This is a genomic window from Pandoraea iniqua (genome assembly GCF_902459685.1).
In the GTDB taxonomy this organism is placed as follows: domain Bacteria; phylum Pseudomonadota; class Gammaproteobacteria; order Burkholderiales; family Burkholderiaceae; genus Pandoraea; species Pandoraea iniqua.
This window is the reverse complement of sequence record NZ_CABPSF010000004.1, coordinates 135,416-154,817: the sequence shown is the minus strand read 5'-3', so window position 1 is coordinate 154,817 and position 19,402 is coordinate 135,416. Positions and strand designations below refer to the sequence as shown.

Genomic DNA, 19,402 nt, shown 5'->3' with positions numbered 1-19,402 from the left:
GGAGCACCGCGCTACGCCACAGAGCGTGGCACGGTGCCGGGCAGGCGTCTTAGATGCCAGCCTTGTTGGCCGAATCGGCCACCTTCGCCTTCCAGCCGGCGCGGATTTGCTTCAGGACATCTTCCGGCAGCGGAATGTAGTCCAGTTCCGTCGCGGTCTGGTTGCCGTTCTTGAACGACCAGTCGAAGAACTTCAGCACTTCGGCGCTTTGCGCTTCCTTGCCGGCGTCAGCCTTCTGGTGCAGCAGCACGAACGTGGCAGCCACGATCGGCCACGACTTTTCGCCCGGCTCGTTCGTCAGGATCTGGTAGAACGTCTTCGACCATTCGGCGTGACCGGCAGCCGTCTTGAACGTTTCGGCGTTCGGCTCGACAACCTTGCCAGCGGCGTTGGTCAGGGCCGTGTACGTCAGCTTGTTCTGCTTGGCGTAGGCCGATTCCACGTAGCCGATAGCGCCCGGCAGACGTTGCACGAAGGCGGCGACGCCGTCGTTGCCCTTACCGCCCGTACCCGTCGGCCAGTTCACCGTCGTGCCTTCGCCAACCTTGCTCTTCCATTCGGCGTTGACCTTCGACAGGTAGTTCGTGAACACGAAGCTCGTGCCCGAACCGTCGGCGCGGCGAACCACGGCGATGTCGGTATCCGGCAGCTTGACCTTCGGGTTCAGCTTGGCGATGGCCGGGTCGTTCCACTTCTTGATCTTGCCCAGATAGATGTCGCCGAGCAGTTCACCCGACAACACCAGTTCGCCCGGCTTCACGCCCGGAACGTTGATCACCGGCACGATGCCGCCGACCACCGTCGGGAACTGGAACAGGCCCTGCTTGGCCAGTTCTTCGTCCGTCAGCGGGGCGTCCGAACCGGCGAAATCGACGGTCTTGGCCTGAATTTGCTTGATGCCGCCCGAGGAGCCGATACCTTGGTAGTTGACCTTGTTCGAGGTCGCCTTTTGGTACGAATCGGCCCACTTCGTGTAGATGGGGGCCGCAAACGTGCTACCGGCGCCGGTAATTTCGCCCGCAATCGCGCCAGCGGCGAACAGTGCGCCAGCCAGGCCGGCAATCGCAGTCTTCATCAGCTTCATGGATTTCTCCGAGTGGTGTGTACAGCGTGTGGATGGCTCGAAGAATAGAGTCCGAATGTGACAATCATGTGTCATTTCCGGATATTCACCATCTGACTGTCATATCACCGCCCCGGGAATGTCACATTTGACACACTGCGCAGCGTCGATGACGTTTTCATGAAACCCAATACCAGCAAGGGTTTCGGAGCTTTCCTACGACGGAACGACGCGCTTAACGAGGAGATCGAGGGGATGTGTCATTACCGTGACACTGTCGGAATTGGTCTTACGACGGACGGCAGGCTGTCACAAATGTGACAGTGCACATGGAGGCATCCCGGCTTGGGAAGGTTTGTGCTGCCGCCGCCGGTGCCGATGATTTGGCGCCGGCGGCGGTGACAGTAACGCTGATTTCGGAACGGCGAGTGTCGCCGTTCAACGGCGGACTTAGGTCGCCGACTTCACGATGTTGGCCAGTTGTTGAGCGAACGACGTCGCCTGCGACTCGTCGCGGGCTTCGACCATCACGCGCAACACCGGCTCGGTGCCCGACGCACGAATCAGGACACGGCCCGAATCGCCCAGCTTCGCCTCGATGGCGTCGCGCTCGGCGGCCAGACGCGTATCGGCCAGCCAGTCGTAGCCGACCGGTGTGCGGACATTGATCATGTGCTGCGGGAACAGGCGCACGCCTTCGAGCAGCTTCGCCAGCGGTTTGTTGTCGGCACGGCGAATGGCCGCGAGGACTTGCAGTGCCGAGACGATACCGTCACCGGTCGTGTGCTTGTCGAGGCAAAGAATGTGGCCCGAGCCTTCCGCACCGATTTGCCAGCCGTGCTTGTAGAGTTGCTCCAGCACGTAGCGATCGCCGACCTTGGCCCGTACGAACGGCACGCCCAGTTCCTTGAGCGCCACTTCCACGGCCATGTTGGTCATCAAGGTGCCCACAGCGCCCGGGACAGTCCCGTGTTCCAGACGATCCTTGACCAGCAGATAGAGCAACTCGTCGCCGTTATAGAGGCGGCCAGCGCCGTCAACGATCTGCACGCGGTCGGCGTCGCCGTCCAGCGCCACACCGATATCGGCATGATTGGCACGCACCGCACGCATGAGCGCGTCGGGCGAGGTAGCGCCGCAGTCTTCGTTGATGTTGAAGCCATTCGGCTGATTGCCGATGGCAATGACTTCCGCGCCCAGTTCATGGAACACGTGCGGGGCGATGTGATACGCCGCGCCGTTCGCGCAATCGACCACGATCTTCACGCCACGCAGGTCGAACTCGTTCGGGAACGTACTTTTGCAGAATTCGATGTAACGCCCGGCGGCGTCGTCCAGACGGCGGGCCTTGCCCAACTGCTCGGAGCGCACGCAGCTCATCGGGTTATCGAGCTCGGCCTCGATTTGCAGTTCGGTCTCGTCCGGCAGCTTGTTGCCGTTGGCCGAGAAGAACTTGATGCCGTTGTCGTGATATGGGTTGTGCGAGGCACTGATCACCACGCCGGCGGCCAGACGCAGCGCGCGGGTCAGGTACGCTACGGCGGGCGTGGGCATCGGGCCGGCCATCATCGTGTCGACACCGGCGGCGGCAAAACCCGCTTCGAGCGCGGCTTCGAGCATGTAGCCCGAAACACGCGTGTCCTTGCCGATCAGCACAGTGGGGCGGCCCAGTAACTGGTTACCGGCCAGCACGCGGCCCGCCGCGTACCCCAATCGAAGCACGAACTCCGGCGTAATGGGCCCTTCGCCCACCGTGCCGCGAATCCCGTCGGTGCCAAAATAGCGTCGTTTCATCGTTGCATCATTCCCTGTTGACGCGTCACGACCATCGATGGCCCTGACGCGCGCTTCTTTTCTATGGCTTTCGCTATGTCCGATTTTCGTCGGCGGGCGACGTTTGCGCTAGCTGACATTTTCGACCAGTGACGTCCCCGTCGCGTCCCCTGACGGCAGCTTCCACCAACGGCAACGGGATCGCCAGCAAGTCCGCGATATTACTCGGCGTCGCGCACGGCGTGCCACACTTTGAGCGCGTCGACCGTTTCCGCCACGTCGTGGACCCGCACGATTGCTGCGCCGCGATCGGCGGCGCACATCGCGGCGGCCACGCTCGCCACCTGACGCTCCATCGGCGTCTGCCGGCCGGTGATTTCCCCCAGCATGCGCTTGCGCGACATACCGACCAGCAAGGGCAAACCGTCGCGAGAGAGCACACGCAGGTGTTTGAGCAAGGCGAGATTATGCGCAAGATTCTTGCCAAAGCCGAATCCCGGATCGAGATAGAGACGTTCCGGCGCAACACCTGCGGACATCATGGCATCGACGCGGCCGTCGAGAAACGCCGCCACCTCGGTCACGACATCGGTGTAAATCGGCGCATCCTGCATGGTTTTCGGGTCGTGCAGCATGTGCATGATGCACAGTGCCGCCTCGCTGTCGCGTACGGCGTCGACAGCACCCGGCTGCTGGAAGCCCCAGATGTCGTTGATCATGTCGGCGCCCGCAGCCAGCACCGCGCGCATCACCCCGGGCTTATAGGTGTCGACGGAAAGCGGCACGCCGCAGTCGCGCAGCGCTTCAATAATTGGGACGACACGGTCGAGTTCGGCGGCTTCGGGCAGCGCCTCGGCGCCCGGGCGCGTGGACTCTCCACCGATATCGAGAATGTCTGCGCCGTCGGCGATCAGTTGCTCGGCATGACGCAACGCGGCATCACGGCCCGCAAATTTACCGCCGTCGGAGAACGAGTCGGGTGTGACATTGAGAATGCCCATGACATGCACACGCCGTGCATCAAGTCGAAAACGCGGCCCCAACGCCAGCGTGTCGGGCTTCGCGGGCGGCACGGCATCACCGGCAGCGGCGAGAGGCATGTCGTCGGACGGGGAAACGGGGGAAGGCAGCGGCTCGGTGGACATTCGAAACTCTTGGTTCGGTAAGAACTTATCGTGTATGGCCGTAATGTTACCGGATTCACTTTGCGTATCGATCACGGAAACACTCGGTAACACGGAATTTCAGAATTCCTGACATCCGTTCATCGGACGCCGCATCAGAGGATATTCACGGGTGTCAAAGCAAAAAGGCCGGCAATTTGCCGGCCTTTCTGCTGGGTACTTCTGAACTGCTTATCGGTCAAGGTCAACGCACCGAATGGCCACTGTCTCAGACGGTTGCCGGCGTGTTGCTCGGCTTGAGCGGCGGATTGCCACCCGACGCGCCACCGCTCGACGGACCATTCTTCGGGGGACGCGGCGGGCGCCCTTCCATGATGTCCTTGACCTGTTCGGCGTCGATCGTTTCCCAGTCCATCAGGGCTTGGGTCATCGTTTCGACCTTGTCGCGGTTGTCTTCCAGCAGCTTGCGGGCCAGTGCGTATTGTTCGTCCAGAATGCGGCGAACTTCCGCGTCGACCTTTTGCTGCGTGGCTTCCGACACCGACTTGGCCGACATCCGGCCAAACATCGAGTCCTGCTCGGTATCGACGTAGACCATCGGGCCCAGTGCGTCGGACATACCGTAACGGGTCACCATGTCGCGAGCCAGCTTGGTGGCGCGCTCGAAGTCGTTCGAAGCGCCCGTCGACATCTTGTTCAGGAACACTTCTTCCGCTGCACGGCCGCCAAACAGCATGGCGATCTGCACGAGCATCGTGTCGCGATACTCCGAGTACTTGTCGTGCTCCGGCAACTGCATCGTCACGCCCAGCGCCCAGCCGCGCGGAATGATCGTCACCTTGTGCACCGGATCGGCGCCCGGTAGCGACATCGCCACCACGGCGTGACCCGACTCGTGGTACGCGGTCGCCTTGCGCTCTTCATCACGCATGACAGCCGACTTGCGCTCCGGACCCATGAAAATCTTGTCCTTCGCGTCTTCGAAGTCGAGCATCTCGACGATGCGCTTGTTACGGCGTGCGGCAAACAGCGCGGCTTCGTTCACGAGGTTCGCCAGATCGGCGCCCGACATACCCGGCGTGCCACGTGCGATCACCGAAGCGTCGACGTCGTTCGAAATCGGCACCTTGCGCAGGTGCACCTTCAGGATCTGCTCACGGCCGCGGATATCCGGCAGACCGACGTAGACCTGACGGTCGAAACGGCCCGGACGCAGCAATGCCTTGTCCAGCACGTCCGAACGGTTCGTCGCGGCAATCACGATGACGCCCGAGTTGGCTTCGAAGCCGTCCATTTCGACGAGCATCTGGTTCAACGTCTGTTCGCGTTCGTCGTTACCGCCGCCCATACCGGCGCCACGATGACGGCCGACCGCGTCGATTTCGTCGATGAACACGATACACGGCGACTGCTTCTTGGCGTTTTCGAACATGTCGCGAACACGGGCAGCGCCCACGCCAACGAACATTTCAACGAAGTCCGAACCAGAAATGCTGAAGAACGGCACCTTCGCTTCGCCGGCAATGGCGCGCGCGAGCAACGTCTTACCGGTCCCCGGCGGGCCGACCAGCAGCACGCCGCGCGGGATACGACCGCCCAACTTCTGGAATTTCTGAGGATCTTTCAGGAAGTCGACCAGTTCGCCGACTTCATATTTGGCTTCGTCGCAACCGGCGACGTCCGCAAATGTGACCGGATTGGCATTTTCATCGATGAGACGCGCGCGGGATTTGCCGAAGGAGAAGGCACCGCCCTTACCGCCGCCCTGCATCTGTCGCATCATGAAGAACCAGAAGCCGATGATCAGCAGCGTTGGTCCGAGGTAATACAGCGCGGACATGAGCACGTTCGGCTCGTCGTCGGCTTTACCCGAGACTTGCACGCCGTATTTCATGAGATCGCCCACCATCCAGATGTCGCCCGGCGACACGATGGTGTATTTCTGGCCGTCGCTCGGCGTCACCTGAAGGCTACGCCCTTGCACTATCACGTTCTTGATCTTGCCGTTCTTGGCATCGTCCATGAACTGGGAGTACGTCACGCCCTCCTGGACGTGCGGCTTGTCGAACTGTTTAAAAACAGTAAACAAGACCAGCGCGATGACTAACCACACCGCCGCTTTGGAAAACATATTATTGTTCAAAGCGTTGCTCCTTCATGAAATCGCTTCGCGCCAGGAATTCATTCTAATCCACTCGCAGGCGCACCGCCATAGTGATTCTTTACCGCCACCATAGCGCCAAAGCGCTGGTTTGACGGGCATCAAGCCGGATTTTTCAAACCCCGACCCAGAATGAAAGTTTCGGAAGATTTGTCGCGAGACGCCTTGGGCTTGCGCGGCGCCACGGTTTTGAACTGGCGTTTGAATTTTTCGACAATCTGGCTATAGCCGCTGCCGTGGAAACATTTGACCAGTAACGCCCCTTCCGGTTTCAAGTGCCGTTGAGAGAAATCCAGCGCGAGATCGCAAAGATGCTCGATCCGCGCCGCATCTGCCACCGCGACACCTGACAAATTGGGGGCCATGTCGGAAAGTACAAGGTCCACTTTCCGGCCCCCGACGATTTCTTCGAGCTGTTCGAGCACGCTGTCCTCGCGGAAGTCGCCTTGCAGGAAGGTCACATCGGCAATCGGCTCCATCGGGAGGATGTCCAGCGCGACGATCGTGCCGTCGATACCGCCGTCGGCCCGCTTACCTGCTGCGAGCTTATTGCGGGCGTACTGGCTCCAGCTGCCAGGGGTTGCGCCAAGGTCGACAATCACGTGGCCCGGCTTGATCAGCCGGTCCTGTTCATCGATTTCCTTGAGTTTGTACGCTGCGCGGGCCCGATAGCCCTCTCGCTGCGCCATTTTGACGTAGGGATCGTTGATGTGATCGTGCAGCCAGGCGTGGCTGAAACGGTTTTTTGCCATAATTCTTCAAAAACACTGCGAATTTGCAGGATAATACGCCCTTGCGCGCCCAAAATGCTGAGTCGGACTTGCCAGTGGCAGGTGCTCCGGTGATCGCTCCCAGGCGCATTCCTCTTCGTTTGTCTCGTTTGTCTCTCGTCTGTCTTCTATGTCTGCTTTGACCCTGACCCCGGCGCAACGCGCCGACCTGCGCTCCGCCGCCCATGCGCTGAACCCTGTCGTTCTGATCGGCGCCGACGGCTTGACGCCAGCGGTGCTCAAGGAAATCGACGGCGCCCTGAAGGCCCACGAACTGATCAAGGTGCGTGTCTTCGGTGACGAACGCGACGCACGCATCGCCATTTACGAAACCATCTGCGACCAACTCGGTGCAGCGCCGGTACAACACATCGGCAAACTGCTCGTGGTGTATCGCCCGACCCCGGACGAAGATGAAACGCCGGTTCGCGCACGCTCCGGCGGTACCGGCACCACCGTCAAGGGTCGCGCACCGCGTACCGTGACGGTCGTCAAGAACAGCCCGCACTCCGGGCGCCGCCCCGCCGTCAAGAAGATGACCGTGCGCGGTAACGAGCGCATGACGGCCGGCGGTATCGTCAAGAAAGCCAAGAAGCGTCAGACGAGCGTCAAGCGTCAACGCAACGACTGATCCGGATCATTCCGGATCGAAGCGGATTTCAGCCCGCTTCGCGTCTGACCGGGACGGTGGTTCGTTTTCGCGATTCCACCTGCCCCTAAAACAACGCGCCCGCACAATGTCGGGCGCGTTTTTTATTGGGCAACGACGACGAACAATCGATGAAATCGTCCGCCCTCGCCGCCTGCGGCATTTAGCCGCGCACCGGTTGGCGCCAGATCAGCGCCACACCCAGCAAACTTTGCAACAGATAGATGGCGCTCGAAATGCCGTGCAGCATGCCAAAGCGCGCGGCATACGGCGATTGCCCGATCTCGACGCCCGTGGCTTCGGCTGCCGCCCGCAGTTGCGCCATGAACGGCTGTAACGCAAACGAGCTGATCAGCACGCAGACCATCATCGCCACGGCCAGCCAGCGCAGGCCGCGATAACGGCGCGCCGCCTGTTCGTCGGCTGTGCGGGCCACGAGTGCCGTCGCCAGCCAGACCAGCAACACGCCGCAAACGAGGCTCAGCCATGCCTGCGTGTGGAACAGTCGACCTGCTACCGTGCCGGCCACCATGCGTGACTCAAGCACCGTGAACAGTGTGGGCGCGACAATGTAGCCGATCGCCCATTGGCTGCCGCACCAGACAGTCGCCACCAACCGGAACAGCCGTTCCAGTCGCGGCGCACCGCTGGCCGACGCCACGCTGGTCGTCATATCAGACGTAGCGGACATCGATGATCTCGTACTCACGCACGCCACTCGGGGCCTGCACTTCGGCCACGTCGCCTGCATGCTTGCCAATGAGCGCACGCGCGATCGGCGAACTCACCGAAATCTTGCCGTGCTCGAGGTCAGCCTCGTCGTCGCCGACGATTTGATACAGCACCGTGCCGCCGTTATCGAGATCTTCGAGTTCGACCGTTGCGGCGAAGACCACACGGCCTTCGGCATCAAGTGCCGCCGGATCGATGATCTGCGCGGCAGACAGCTTCGATTCGAGGTCCTGAATACGGCCTTCGATGAAACCCTGCTTTTCCTTGGCGGCGTCGTATTCGGCATTTTCCGACAGATCGCCTTGCGCACGGGCTTCCGAGATCGCAATGATCACGGCCGGACGTTCGATGGTCTTCAGGCGGTGCAGCTCATCCTTGAGCAGCTCGGCGCCCCGCTTGGTCAGAGGAATGGTACTCATGCGCGTTGTTCCGAAAGACAAAAAAATTGCCGCAGCAAAGCCGCATTCGCACTTTTTGCGAACGCCGCTTGACCGCGGCTGTGACACCTATATGGCGTTAGTGTAGCAGACTTGCCGTAGCTGCCAATCCAGTCACGCGTCGAAGTTCGACAGGTGACGAATCGCGCGGCAATCCGCACCACATAATGCATTTGGCGCGTAGGCCGGGGATGGGTTCCCCGGCCTACGCGCCATTTTTGCGACTTTCCCCGGCGCAGCCTGAACCGCGCCGGAGATCCGCCCTGTTACCTTGCCCCGATCAGACCTGGGCCGGCAGCAGTGCGTGCAGGCTTTGCAGGTCGTAGACCTCCAGATTCTGCAAGTACTTCAGGCCTTCCACGGCAGCACGGGCACCCGAGATCGTCGTGTAATACGTGACCTTGTGCGCCTGTGCCGACATACGGATCGAGCGCGAATCGGCAATGGCCGTGCGGGTTTCGTCCACCGTGGTGAACACCAGCGCGATCTCGCCGTTCTTGATCATGTCGACAATGTGCGGACGGCCGTCCTTCACCTTGTTGACCACGCGCACCGGGATACCGGCGGCTTCGATCGCCGCAGCCGTACCGCGCGTTGCCACGATCGGGTAGCCGAGTGCGTGCAGCATGCGGGCCACTTCGACGGCACGCGGCTTGTCCGCATCCTTCACCGTGAGCAGCACCGTGCCCGAGGCCGGCAGGCGCGAGCCCGCTGCCAGTTGCGACTTGAAGAGCGCTTCGCCGAACGTGCGGCCCACGCCCATCACTTCACCCGTCGAGCGCATTTCCGGTCCAAGCACCGGGTCGACGCCCGGGAACTTCACGAACGGGAACACCGCTTCCTTCACGCTGAAGTACGGCGGCGAGACTTCGCTCGTCACACGTTGCTCCTTGAGCGTCTGACCGACCATCGCACGTGCGGCGATCTTGGCCAGCTGGCGGCCGGTTGCCTTCGAGACATACGGCACCGTACGCGAGGCACGCGGGTTCACTTCGAGCACGTAGATCGTGTCGACGCCGTTGCCCTGCTGAATCGCGAACTGCACGTTCATCAGGCCGACCACATTCAGCGCGCGGGCCATCGCAGCCGTCTGACGCTTGAGTTCGGCGACCGTTTCGGCCGACAGCGAGTACGGCGGCAGCGAGCAAGCCGAGTCGCCCGAGTGCACGCCGGCTTGTTCGATGTGCTCCATCACGCCGCCGATGTAGACGTCCGTGCCGTCGGAGATGCAGTCGACGTCGCATTCGATGGCGTCGTCGAGGAAGCGGTCGAGCAGCACCGGGCTGTCGTGGCTCACCTTGACGGCTTCGCGCATGTAGCGCTCGAGATCACGCGGCTCGTGGACGATTTCCATCGCGCGGCCACCCAGCACGTACGACGGGCGCACCACCAGCGGGTAGCCGATTTCGGCGGCCAGCTTGAGCGCTTCGTCTTCCGCACGTGCGGTGCGGTTCGGCGGCTGACGCAGGCCCAGATCGTGCAGCAGCTTCTGGAAGCGCTCACGGTCTTCGGCCGCGTCGATCATGTCGGGGCTGGTGCCGACGATGGGCACGCCGTTCGCTTCGAGATCGAGGGCGAGCTTGAGCGGGGTCTGACCACCGTACTGCACGATCACGCCGACCGGCTTTTCGAGGTCGACGATTTCGAGCACATCTTCGAGCGTCACCGGTTCGAAGTACAGACGATCCGACGTGTCGTAGTCCGTCGACACCGTTTCCGGGTTGCAGTTGACCATGATGGTTTCGTAACCATCGTCGCGCAACGCCAGCGCTGCGTGCACGCAGCAGTAGTCGAACTCGATACCCTGACCGATACGGTTCGGGCCGCCGCCGAGCACCATGACCTTCTTCTTGTTGGTCGGCTGGGCTTCGCACTCTTCCTCGTAGGTCGAGTACATGTAGGCGGTGTCGGTCGAGAATTCAGCCGCGCAGGTGTCCACGCGCTTGTAGACCGGACGCACGTTCTGAGCGATACGGGCCTTGCGCACAGCGGTCTGGTCGGTGCCGAGCAGCTTGGCCAGACGGCGATCCGAGAAGCCGCTTTGCTTCAGGAAGCGCAGTTCTTCGGTGGTCAGGCTCTCGAGCGTACGGCCGCCGAGTGCCTTTTCCTTCTTGATGATGGCTTCGAGTTGCGCGAGGAACCACGGGTCGATGGCGGTCTCGGCGTACACCTCTTCGAGGCTCATGCCCAGACGGAACGCGTCGCCCACGTACCAGATACGGTCCGGGCCCGGCTCGCCGATCTCGGCCACGATCTCGTCGCGGTCGGTCGACTTTTCGTCCAGACCGTCCACGCCGACTTCCAGACCGCGCATGGCTTTCTGGAACGATTCCTGGAACGTCCGGCCAATCGCCATCACTTCACCGACCGACTTCATCTGCGTCGTCAGGCGGGCATCGGCTTCGCGGAATTTCTCGAACGCGAAACGCGGCACCTTCGTCACGACGTAGTCGATCGTCGGTTCGAACGAGGCCGGCGTGGCGCCGCCCGTGATTTCGTTGCGCAGTTCATCGAGCGTGTAGCCGACCGCCAGCTTGGCGGCGATCTTGGCGATCGGGAAACCGGTGGCCTTCGAGGCGAGGGCCGACGAGCGCGACACGCGCGGGTTCATTTCGATGACGACCATGCGGCCGTCCTTCGGGTTGATCGAGAACTGGACGTTCGAGCCGCCCGTCTCCACGCCGATTTCGCGCAGCACTGCCAGCGATGCGTTACGCAGCAGCTGGTATTCCTTGTCGGTCAGCGTCTGGGCCGGTGCGACCGTGATCGAGTCACCGGTGTGCACGCCCATCGGGTCGAGGTTTTCGATCGAGCAGACGATGATGCAGTTGTCGGCGCGGTCGCGCACGACTTCCATCTCGTATTCCTTCCAGCCGAGCAGCGACTCTTCGATGAGCAGTTCGCGCGTGGGCGAGAGGTCGAGACCGCGCTTGCAGATCTCTTCGAATTCTTCGCGGTTGTAGGCGATACCGCCGCCCGAGCCGCCCAGCGTGAACGACGGGCGAATCACCATCGGGTAGCCGCTGCCACCGATTTCGGCGGTGATCTGCGCCTGCACGGCGAGCGCGTCTTCCATCGAGTGGGCGATGCCCGACTTGGCAGAACCGAGACCGATCTTGGTCATCGCGTCCTTGAACTTCAGACGGTCTTCCGCCTTGTCGATGGCTTCCGGCGAGGCGCCGATCAGCTCGACCTTGTACTTGTCGAGCACGCCATGCTTGTGCAGGTCGAGCGCGCAGTTCAGCGCGGTCTGGCCGCCCATGGTCGGCAGAATGGCATCCGGGCGCTCCTTGGCGATGATGCGCTCGACGACTTCCCAGGTGATCGGTTCGATGTAGGTCACATCGGCCGTATCCGGGTCGGTCATGATCGTCGCCGGGTTGCTGTTGATCAGGATGACCTTGTAGCCTTCCTCGCGCAGCGCCTTGCAGGCCTGTGCGCCGGAATAATCGAACTCGCATGCCTGACCGATGATGATCGGGCCGGCGCCGATGATGAGGATGCTCTTAATGTCTGTGCGCTTTGGCATAACGTTCTCAACAAAAATTTAACTCAGCGTCGCGGTCGCGAGCTTCACACCGAAGCCGACGAACAGCGCGCCCACGCCGCCGGTCGCCCCGGCGCTCAACCGGCGACGTCGCCGGAAGTGCTCGGCCAGACGGGAACCGGCCAGGATCAGCGTGCTCAGGTACAGGAAACTACACGTCTGCACGATCACGCCCAGCACGGCAAACGACAGCGCCGGCCAGGCGTAGCCCGGATCGACAAACTGGATGAAAAACGACACGCAGAACAGGATCGCCTTCGGATTGAGCAGGCTGATGACCAGTGCCCGCCGGAACGGCCGGTCGGCATCCACCTGCATCGGGGGCAACGCCGGTGCGGCGGGATTCGCGCGCGCGGCACGCACGTTCTTCACGGCGCCGCGCAGCATGTTGAACCCCATCCAGCACAGGTAGGCGGCGCCGAAGTACTTCACCACGAAGAACAGTGCCGGCTGGGCGTGCAGCAGCGACGCGACGCCGGCGGCCGCGAGGGCCATCAGGATCGTGTCGCCGAGGAACACCCCGCAGGCGCCCGCGTAGCCTTGCCGAACGCCGCGCTGGGCGGCGACCGAGAGGACATAGATCGAATTCGGCCCCGGCAGCAGAATGACCACCACCACTCCGGCCAGATAGGTCCAGAGGTTGACGATGCCGAGTGAGTTTCCGAGCATGGTGCGTGTTTCCTGATCCGTTCGTCGCGCTCAGGCGGTCTGTTTCGCGTCGGCCATCGACTGCACGAAGCGGTCGAACAGATAGCCGATGTCGTGCGGGCCCGGCGAGGCTTCCGGGTGACCCTGGAAGCAGAATGCCGGGCGGTCCGTCAGCTCGAAGCCTTGCAGCGTGCCGTCGAACAGCGACACGTGCGAGACGCGTGCGTTGTCCGGCAGGCTGTTTGCGTCGACTGCGAAACCGTGGTTCTGCGAGGTGATCACCACGCGGCCCGAGGCCAGATCCTTCACCGGATGGTTCGCGCCGTGGTGGCCGGTCTTCATCTTGAGGGTCTTCGCACCGACGGCCAGCCCCATGATCTGGTGGCCGAGGCAGATGCCGAACGTCGGGATGCGGCGCTCGAGGAACGTCTTCGTGGCGGCGATGGCGTAATCGCACGGTTCCGGATCGCCGGGGCCGTTCGAGAGGAACACGCCGTCCGGGTTCAGGGCGAACACGTCGTCAGCCGTGCTTTGGGCCGGCAGCACCGTGACCTTGCAGCCGCGCTCGGCGAGCATGCGCAGAATGTTGCGCTTGACGCCGTAGTCGAGGGCGACCACGTGGAACTGCGGGTCCTTCTGCTCGCCGTAGCCTTCGCCCAGACGCCATTCCGTCTGCGTCCAGGAGTAGCGCTCGGTCGTCGAGACGACCTTGGCGAGATCCATCCCGGCGAGACCCGGGAACGACTGGGCGAGCGCGATGGCCTTGCCTTCGTCGGCTTCTTCACCGGCGAGGATGCAGCCGTTCTGCGCGCCCTTCTCACGCAGAATGCGCGTGAGTCGGCGCGTGTCGAGGCCGGCGATGGCAACGACGCCTTCGTCTTTCAGATATTGCGACAGGGTTTTGTCGGCGCGGAAATTCGATTCGAGGATCGGAAGATCCTTGATGATCAGGCCGGCGGCATGGACTTTCGTGGCTTCGACGTCTTCACTGTTGACGCCCGTGTTGCCGATGTGCGGATACGTCAACGTGACGATCTGGCGCGCATAGCTGGGGTCGGTGAGGATTTCCTGATAGCCGGTGATGGCCGTGTTGAACACGACTTCGCCGATGGTGTGACCGGCAGCGCCAATGGCGTACCCACGAAAGACCGTGCCGTCAGCGAGCGCGAGAATAGCGGGTGGGAATGACGGCAGCACGGGAAACTCCTGAAGGGTTCACCCCGGCTGCCAGCCCCATCGTCCGCCGCGATGACATCAGCGCGGGCCCCGGAATTGCGCGGAATATGCGCACAGCGGATGCTCGGACTGCGGACGAGATGTCAGGCGGGTAGGCGCTAGGGTGAGGGTTAAATGACCAAAACCCTCAAAGTATAGCGCAAATCCCTTTCATCTCAAAGCTGAACGTGTGGAGTACCAGTACGCTCTGCGTTCTCTCTGGGGCCGGGGCCGCTGACGGACGAATACGCAGAGGGGATAGGGAAGTGAATGCCCGCCCGCTGGGCCGCCAGCACGATATGGCGCTCCATCGCAGCCCCTGCGGCGGCACCATCGCGGCGGCGCAGGGCGTCGAGGATCTCCATATGTTCATGATAGGTAGAAAGCACGAGCTCACGCTGATAGAACGGCAGACGCTGGCTTTCCATCACGATTTCGGTGCTGCCGCGCAGGATGTCGGCAATGGCGCCGTTCCCGGCGAGCCCGACGATACGCAGATGGAAAGCGAAATCGAGCTGTGCGGCGGTATCCACGTCCCCTTCGATGAGGGCGGCTTTCATTTCGTCGACGTTATCCGTCAGCCATGCCATTTCGTCGGCGCTGGCGGCGTGGGCGGCCAGCCGGGCGGCGAAGCCTTCCAGCGCGTAGCGAAGTTGATACGTATCGGCGAGCGAGATCTGGTCGGCGAAGCGCCACGCCACGCCGACGCGGGCCGAGGCGTCGCTCACGTACACGCCCTTGCCGGGGCGGATCGAGACCATGCCGAGGGCTTCGAGTGTCGAGAGGGCTTCGCGCAGCGAGGCGCGGCTGATCGACAATTCTTCGGCGAGTTGGCGTTGCGACGGCAGCATCGCGCCGGTCGGGTAGACCTGACGCTCGATGCGCTCGCGGATGATGGCGACGGCAGCGTCGGTTACGGCGTGTGCCGAATGCTTCATGAGGCCTCACAAGTCGTGCGGGTCGTGCGGGAATTCCGCGAAATACGCGCGGATCAGTATGGCGCATTGTACGACGCCAAATATCGGCTGACGCAGCGTCCTCCCAAGGGCGGCAAGCGCCGCCTGCCGGGCGACTGACGCCCCTGCCAAATCCGCCACCCCGCCACCCCAGCTACCCCCGCGGCCGGCCGCGTGCCTGCGCCTTGTGCGCGTGGTGTTCCGGATGATCGCCGAGCAGGCGCCGCACCACGCCGTTCGTCCAGCCGAAGCCATCCTGCAACGGATACTCCCCGCCCCCGCCGCCACAGGCGCACATCGCGTCGCTGGTGTGCAGCGAGTACTTTTCCACCAGCTTGCTCTCCCGCGTGTAAAGCGCCCCGACCGTTGCGAGCCAGCGATGGGCGATATCCGTCGCCAGCCGATTCTCGCCATATTTGCGCAGGCCATGAATGGCGATCCATTGCAGCGGCGCCCAGCCGTTAGGCGGGTCCCATTGCTGAAGGCTCGAGGTTTGCATTGATGCCTCTGAAGTGCGGAGCCCGCCCGCCGCGATCAGGCGATCGGCCATCGCGCGTGCGGTGCGATGGGCCTCTTCACGCGAAGCCATGCCGACAAACAATGGCGCGGCGATCGCCGCCGTCATTTGGCGTCGAATCTCCCCGAGTTGCCAGTCGTAGTCCATAAACGCACCGTCGTCCTCACTCCAGAGATAGCGTGTCATGGCCTGCCGACGCGCGTCGGCGCGCGCCGCGAATGCTTGCGCTTGCTCCGTATCACCGGCCGCTTCGCTAAGGCGTGCGATCTGGCGCTCCGTGGCAAACAGAAAGCTATTCAAGTCGACCGGCAGAATCGCCGTCGTGCGAATCGTCGAGAGATCGTTCGCGTCGCCGAGCCAGCGCGAGCTGAAATCCCAGCCCGACGCCGCCCCGGCGCGCAGATCGCGATACACCTCCCCAGCATTGCGCGCGGGCGCATGCAGTGCCGTATTCACGTCTTCCAGATAGCCCTCCTCGCGCGGCGTATCGCGTTCGTCCCAATAGCGATTGAGCAGCGCGCCGTCGGGCAGGCGCACCAGATGACGGAACGCGTCACCGGCGGCGAGCGAGTCCTCCCCTTCCATCCAGTAGGCGTACTCACGTCGCAGATGCGGCAAATAGCGGACCGCACGCGCCACGCCGTGCGACTCGAAGAGCTCGATCATCAGCCCATACATCGCGGGCTGCGAACGGCTCAGGTAGTACGTGCGGTTGCCGTTCGGCACGTGGCCATACGTATCGATGAGAAACGAGAAGTTGTCGGCCATATTCACGAGCAGGTCGTGGCGTCCGCTTTGCGCGAGGCCGAGCATCGTGAAATAGGAATCCCAGTAATAGAGTTCGTGAAAGCGTCCACCGGGCACCACGTAGGGCTGCGGCAACGGCAGCAGCGAACTGTCGGCCGGGTGCGCTTGCGGCAGCCGGGTCAGCACGTCCCAGAGACCATCGATATGGGCGACCAGTCCTTGCCAGGGGTCCGACACATAGTGACTGTCGGGAATGCGCTCCATCGTGAAATGACCGGAAACGAACGCTGAGAGATCGAAGCCCGGGCGGCCCACGTCATCGCGATAACGCCGGAGAACCTCCTCTGGCGCCAGTCTCGGCACGCAGTCCACGAACGTCTTGCTGTCGGGGAAGATGCGCTGCGTCTGCACGGCGACGAACAGCTCCTGATACCGGTCGGCCGGCGTGAGCACATCCGAGGGCGCGACATGCGCGACTTCCGGCGTCATGCCCCCTTGCGAGAGCGTGCGTTGCGCGGTGTCGGTCATGGTCATTGCTCCGAATAGTTCCAGAGCAGACCGCCATCGACGAACACCGTCGTCCCCGTCACATAACTGGCTTCCGGCGACGCGAGAAACAGCACCGCGTTAGCCACTTCACTCGGATCGGCGAGACGGCCCAGCGGAATGTTAGCGAGCAGCGCGTCGAGTTCCGATTTGTTCTTGAGCAGTTGCTGATTGATCGCCGTGCCGACCGCGCCGGGTGCGACGTTATTCACCGTAATACCGAGCGGCGCGAGTTCGATGGCGAGGTTGCGCATCATCATCTTCATGCCGCCTTTGCTGGCGCAGTAGCTGGTGAAGTGGGGAAACGGCAACTCCTCGTGCACCGAGCTGACGTTCACGATACGCCCGCCGCGCTTCGTATCGCGCAGGTGCTTAACAAACGCCTGCGTCAGAAAGAACGCGCCTTTCAGGTTGATGTCCAGCACGAGGTCGTAGTCGGCTTCCGTCACATCCAGAAAGGCTGCGCGCCGCTCCACCCCGGCGTTATTGACCAGCACGTCCAGCCGCCCCATCTGCTCGACCGCCTTCGCCACCACCGCCTGAACATCCGCTACGCGCCCGACGTCACCGGCGATCACACAACCATCGCTACCGGCCTTGCGCACCGCATCCAGCGTCTGCTCCGCCATCGCGCTGTCCTGCCGGTCTTCCACCACAATGCGCGCGCCTTCCTGCGCCAGCCGGATGGCAATCGCGCGTCCGATACCCTGCGCGCTGCCCGTGACGAGTACCACCGTGTCTTTCATTCGCATGGCGTCTCCCTGACCTGTGTTTGCGACTTGTTGGGGATACCCAGTGCGACCCCATGCCGGAAACCGAAGTTCCGGCCGTCATCCCCGAGAAACCGCGCGGGTTCAGCCTGCGAAACCTACGTGCCCCGGGCCGGACACGCCCCTAGGGTATCCCCTCAGCGCGTGCGCCTTGACCGCCACATATTGACTTTCTAATATTCGCCATAACACCACTGGTCAGACCGGTATGACTTGTAACGATAAACTGGCTGATGGTGAGGAAAGCGCCGTACCGCAGAGCCCCCGAAAGAGCAATCCGTCGAAGTAGAGATCAACAACATCCGCAAGATCTACGCAGGCAGAGGAGACACACCATGCCCAGGCTGTTCCGTTCGTTGTTTGGCCGAGTCGTCATCGCGTTGGTAGTAGGCGTGGCACTTGGCATTTGGTTTCCGCAGTTGGGCGAGTCCTTGCGTCCGTTGGGCGATGGCTTCCTCAAGCTCATCAAGATGGTCATTGGCCCCATCGTCTTTTGCGTGGTCGTCAGCGGTATGGCGAGCGCCGGCGATTTGCGCAAAGTGGGCCGCGTCGGCGTGAAGGCCGTCGTGTACTTCGAGATCATCACCACTTTTGCGCTGGTGATCGGTGCCGTGCTGGCGTGGGTGACGCGTCCGGGTGTCGGCATGAACATCGACATTCGCAGCCTCGACCCGAGCGCGATGGCGACGTACACCGAGAACGCCAAGAGTCTCAAAGACACCGCCGGTTTCCTGTTGAACATCATCCCCAACACGATTACCGACTCGTTCGCCAAGGGCGACATCCTGCAAATTCTCGTCTTCTCCGTGATGTTCGGCTGTGCGCTGGCGGCACTGGGCGAGCGGGGTAAGCCGGTCGCGCGTTTCATTGAAGACCTGAGCCACGTGTTCTTCCGCGTGATGGCGTTCATCATCCGTCTGGCGCCGTTGGGCGTGTTGGGTGCCGTGGCATTCACCACCGGCAAATACGGTGCGTCGTCGCTCAAGCAACTGGGCATGCTCGTCTTCGTGTTCTATTTGAGCTGCGCCGTATTCGTGACCGTGGTGCTGGGTGGCGTGCTGCGTCTGGCGGGTTTCAACATCTTCAAGTTCATCAAATACTTCCGCGAAGAGTTGTCCATCGTGCTGGGCACGGCGTCGTCCGATGCCGTGTTGCCGACCGTGATGCGCAAGCTCGAGTGGATGGGCATCAAGAAGTCCACCGTGGGTCTCGTCGTGCCGACCGGGTACTCCTTCAACCTCGACGGGTTCTCCATTTACCTGACGCTCGCGGTCATCTTCATTGCGCAGGCCACCAACACCCCTCTGTCGATCCACGACCTGATCCTCGTTGTGCTCGTATCGTTGCTGACCTCCAAGGGCGCGCACGGCATTCCGGGCTCTGCCATCGTGATTCTGGCTGCGACGCTGGCGGCGATTCCGGCCATTCCGGTGATTGGTCTCGTGCTGATTCTGCCGGTCGACTGGTTCGTGGGCATTGCGCGTGCGATCACCAATTTGCTGGGCAACTGCGTGGCGACGCTCGTCGTGGCCGCGTGGGAGAAAGACGTCGACTTTGCGAGAGCGCATCAGGTGCTCAACGGCAAGCTGCCGTACGAGCCCGTGACGCAAGCGGCAGAAGCCGACGCCGCAGAAGTTGCGCCGGTCATGCAGCACTGATGCCACTGACGCATTAAGAAGTCGCTCAAGCGCGACTCACACCACTTTCGCCGACGCCACCCCCACGGCGTCGGCCACTTCATCAGGAG

General features: G+C 62.4%; 15 protein-coding genes. 2 read left to right on the top strand and 13 right to left on the bottom strand.

Annotated features, from left to right (window positions below; genetic code table 11):
- Positions 1–49 precede the first annotated feature (49 nt).
- The 5 genes from pstS to PIN31009_RS16390 all read right to left on the bottom strand — a co-directional run bounded on the left by pstS (position 50) and on the right by PIN31009_RS16390 (position 6,873).
- Positions 50–1,084 (bottom strand): phosphate ABC transporter substrate-binding protein PstS, encoded by a 1,035-nt coding sequence (gene pstS, locus PIN31009_RS16410; protein ID WP_058377911.1) that lies wholly within the window; start codon positions 1,082–1,084, stop codon positions 50–52.
- A 429-nt stretch (positions 1,085–1,513) separates the two neighbouring features.
- Entirely contained in the window at positions 1,514–2,857 is a 1,344-nt protein-coding gene (glmM, locus tag PIN31009_RS16405) for a phosphoglucosamine mutase (RefSeq protein ID WP_150684763.1), read from the bottom strand.
- A 200-nt stretch (positions 2,858–3,057) separates the two neighbouring features.
- Complete coding sequence (folP, locus tag PIN31009_RS16400) at positions 3,058–3,936, bottom strand: dihydropteroate synthase (protein ID WP_425495496.1); 879 nt, start codon at positions 3,934–3,936, stop codon at positions 3,058–3,060.
- Positions 3,937–4,228: 292 nt separating this feature from the next.
- Positions 4,229–6,103 carry an ATP-dependent zinc metalloprotease FtsH gene (gene ftsH / locus PIN31009_RS16395; protein ID WP_058377909.1) on the bottom strand — a complete coding sequence of 625 codons (1,875 nt, stop codon included), beginning with the start codon at positions 6,101–6,103 and terminating at the stop codon, positions 4,229–4,231.
- 119 nt (positions 6,104–6,222) lie between these two features.
- Positions 6,223–6,873: an RlmE family RNA methyltransferase gene (locus tag PIN31009_RS16390; protein WP_087686760.1), complete on the bottom strand. Its 651-nt coding sequence runs from the start codon at positions 6,871–6,873 to the stop codon at positions 6,223–6,225.
- Positions 6,874–7,021: 148 nt separating this feature from the next.
- Here PIN31009_RS16390 and PIN31009_RS16385 point away from each other — a divergent pair, with 148 nt between their 5' ends.
- Positions 7,022–7,522 (top strand): YhbY family RNA-binding protein, encoded by a 501-nt coding sequence (locus tag PIN31009_RS16385; protein ID WP_150684765.1) that lies wholly within the window; start codon positions 7,022–7,024, stop codon positions 7,520–7,522.
- A 181-nt stretch (positions 7,523–7,703) separates the two neighbouring features.
- Here PIN31009_RS16385 and PIN31009_RS16380 read toward each other — a convergent pair whose 3' ends face one another.
- The 8 genes from PIN31009_RS16380 to PIN31009_RS16345 form a co-directional block, all read right to left on the bottom strand.
- Positions 7,704–8,231, bottom strand: coding sequence for a DUF4149 domain-containing protein (locus PIN31009_RS16380; RefSeq protein ID WP_150790983.1), 528 nt, complete (start codon positions 8,229–8,231; stop codon positions 7,704–7,706).
- Entirely contained in the window at positions 8,215–8,691 is a 477-nt protein-coding gene (gene greA / locus PIN31009_RS16375) for a transcription elongation factor GreA (protein WP_058377905.1), read from the bottom strand. The genes PIN31009_RS16380 and greA overlap by 17 nt, the downstream gene beginning before the upstream one ends.
- Positions 8,692–8,989: 298 nt before the next feature.
- Complete coding sequence (gene carB / locus PIN31009_RS16370) at positions 8,990–12,238, bottom strand: carbamoyl-phosphate synthase large subunit (RefSeq protein ID WP_150684767.1); 3,249 nt, start codon at positions 12,236–12,238, stop codon at positions 8,990–8,992.
- Between the two features lie 18 nt (positions 12,239–12,256).
- Positions 12,257–12,925: a leucine efflux protein LeuE gene (gene leuE, locus PIN31009_RS16365; RefSeq protein WP_150790982.1), complete on the bottom strand. Its 669-nt coding sequence runs from the start codon at positions 12,923–12,925 to the stop codon at positions 12,257–12,259.
- Between the two features lie 30 nt (positions 12,926–12,955).
- Positions 12,956–14,101 (bottom strand): glutamine-hydrolyzing carbamoyl-phosphate synthase small subunit, encoded by a 1,146-nt coding sequence (gene carA, locus PIN31009_RS16360; RefSeq protein ID WP_150684769.1) that lies wholly within the window; start codon positions 14,099–14,101, stop codon positions 12,956–12,958.
- A gap of 194 nt (positions 14,102–14,295) precedes the next feature.
- Complete coding sequence (locus PIN31009_RS16355) at positions 14,296–15,057, bottom strand: FadR/GntR family transcriptional regulator (protein ID WP_150790981.1); 762 nt, start codon at positions 15,055–15,057, stop codon at positions 14,296–14,298.
- Between the two features lie 172 nt (positions 15,058–15,229).
- A complete protein-coding gene (treF, locus tag PIN31009_RS16350) occupies positions 15,230–16,867 on the bottom strand; it encodes an alpha,alpha-trehalase TreF (RefSeq protein WP_246185715.1) in 1,638 nt (545 codons plus the stop codon).
- Between the two features lie 2 nt (positions 16,868–16,869).
- Positions 16,870–17,637 carry an SDR family NAD(P)-dependent oxidoreductase gene (locus PIN31009_RS16345; RefSeq protein ID WP_087686751.1) on the bottom strand — a complete coding sequence of 256 codons (768 nt, stop codon included), beginning with the start codon at positions 17,635–17,637 and terminating at the stop codon, positions 16,870–16,872.
- Between the two features lie 353 nt (positions 17,638–17,990).
- Between PIN31009_RS16345 and PIN31009_RS16340 the strand changes: the two genes are divergently transcribed.
- Positions 17,991–19,313 (top strand): C4-dicarboxylate transporter DctA, encoded by a 1,323-nt coding sequence (locus PIN31009_RS16340; RefSeq protein ID WP_150790979.1) that lies wholly within the window; start codon positions 17,991–17,993, stop codon positions 19,311–19,313.
- Positions 19,314–19,402: the final 89 nt, after the last annotated feature.

Coding starts and splice junctions, on each gene's coding strand:
- pstS (WP_058377911.1), bottom strand. CDS start 1,084: ATGAAGCTGATGAAGACTGCGATTGCCGGCCTGGCTGGCGCACTGTTC.
- glmM (WP_150684763.1), bottom strand. CDS start 2,857: ATGAAACGACGCTATTTTGGCACCGACGGGATTCGCGGCACGGTGGGC.
- folP (WP_425495496.1), bottom strand. CDS start 3,936: ATGCCTCTCGCCGCTGCCGGTGATGCCGTGCCGCCCGCGAAGCCCGAC.
- PIN31009_RS16390 (WP_087686760.1), bottom strand. CDS start 6,873: ATGGCAAAAAACCGTTTCAGCCACGCCTGGCTGCACGATCACATCAAC.
- PIN31009_RS16385 (WP_150684765.1), top strand. CDS start 7,022: ATGTCTGCTTTGACCCTGACCCCGGCGCAACGCGCCGACCTGCGCTCC.
- PIN31009_RS16380 (WP_150790983.1), bottom strand. CDS start 8,231: ATGTCCGCTACGTCTGATATGACGACCAGCGTGGCGTCGGCCAGCGGT.
- greA (WP_058377905.1), bottom strand. CDS start 8,691: ATGAGTACCATTCCTCTGACCAAGCGGGGCGCCGAGCTGCTCAAGGAT.
- carB (WP_150684767.1), bottom strand. CDS start 12,238: ATGCCAAAGCGCACAGACATTAAGAGCATCCTCATCATCGGCGCCGGC.
- leuE (WP_150790982.1), bottom strand. CDS start 12,925: ATGCTCGGAAACTCACTCGGCATCGTCAACCTCTGGACCTATCTGGCC.
- PIN31009_RS16355 (WP_150790981.1), bottom strand. CDS start 15,057: ATGAAGCATTCGGCACACGCCGTAACCGACGCTGCCGTCGCCATCATC.
- treF (WP_246185715.1), bottom strand. CDS start 16,867: ATGACCGACACCGCGCAACGCACGCTCTCGCAAGGGGGCATGACGCCG.
- PIN31009_RS16345 (WP_087686751.1), bottom strand. CDS start 17,637: ATGCGAATGAAAGACACGGTGGTACTCGTCACGGGCAGCGCGCAGGGT.
- PIN31009_RS16340 (WP_150790979.1), top strand. CDS start 17,991: ATGCCCAGGCTGTTCCGTTCGTTGTTTGGCCGAGTCGTCATCGCGTTG.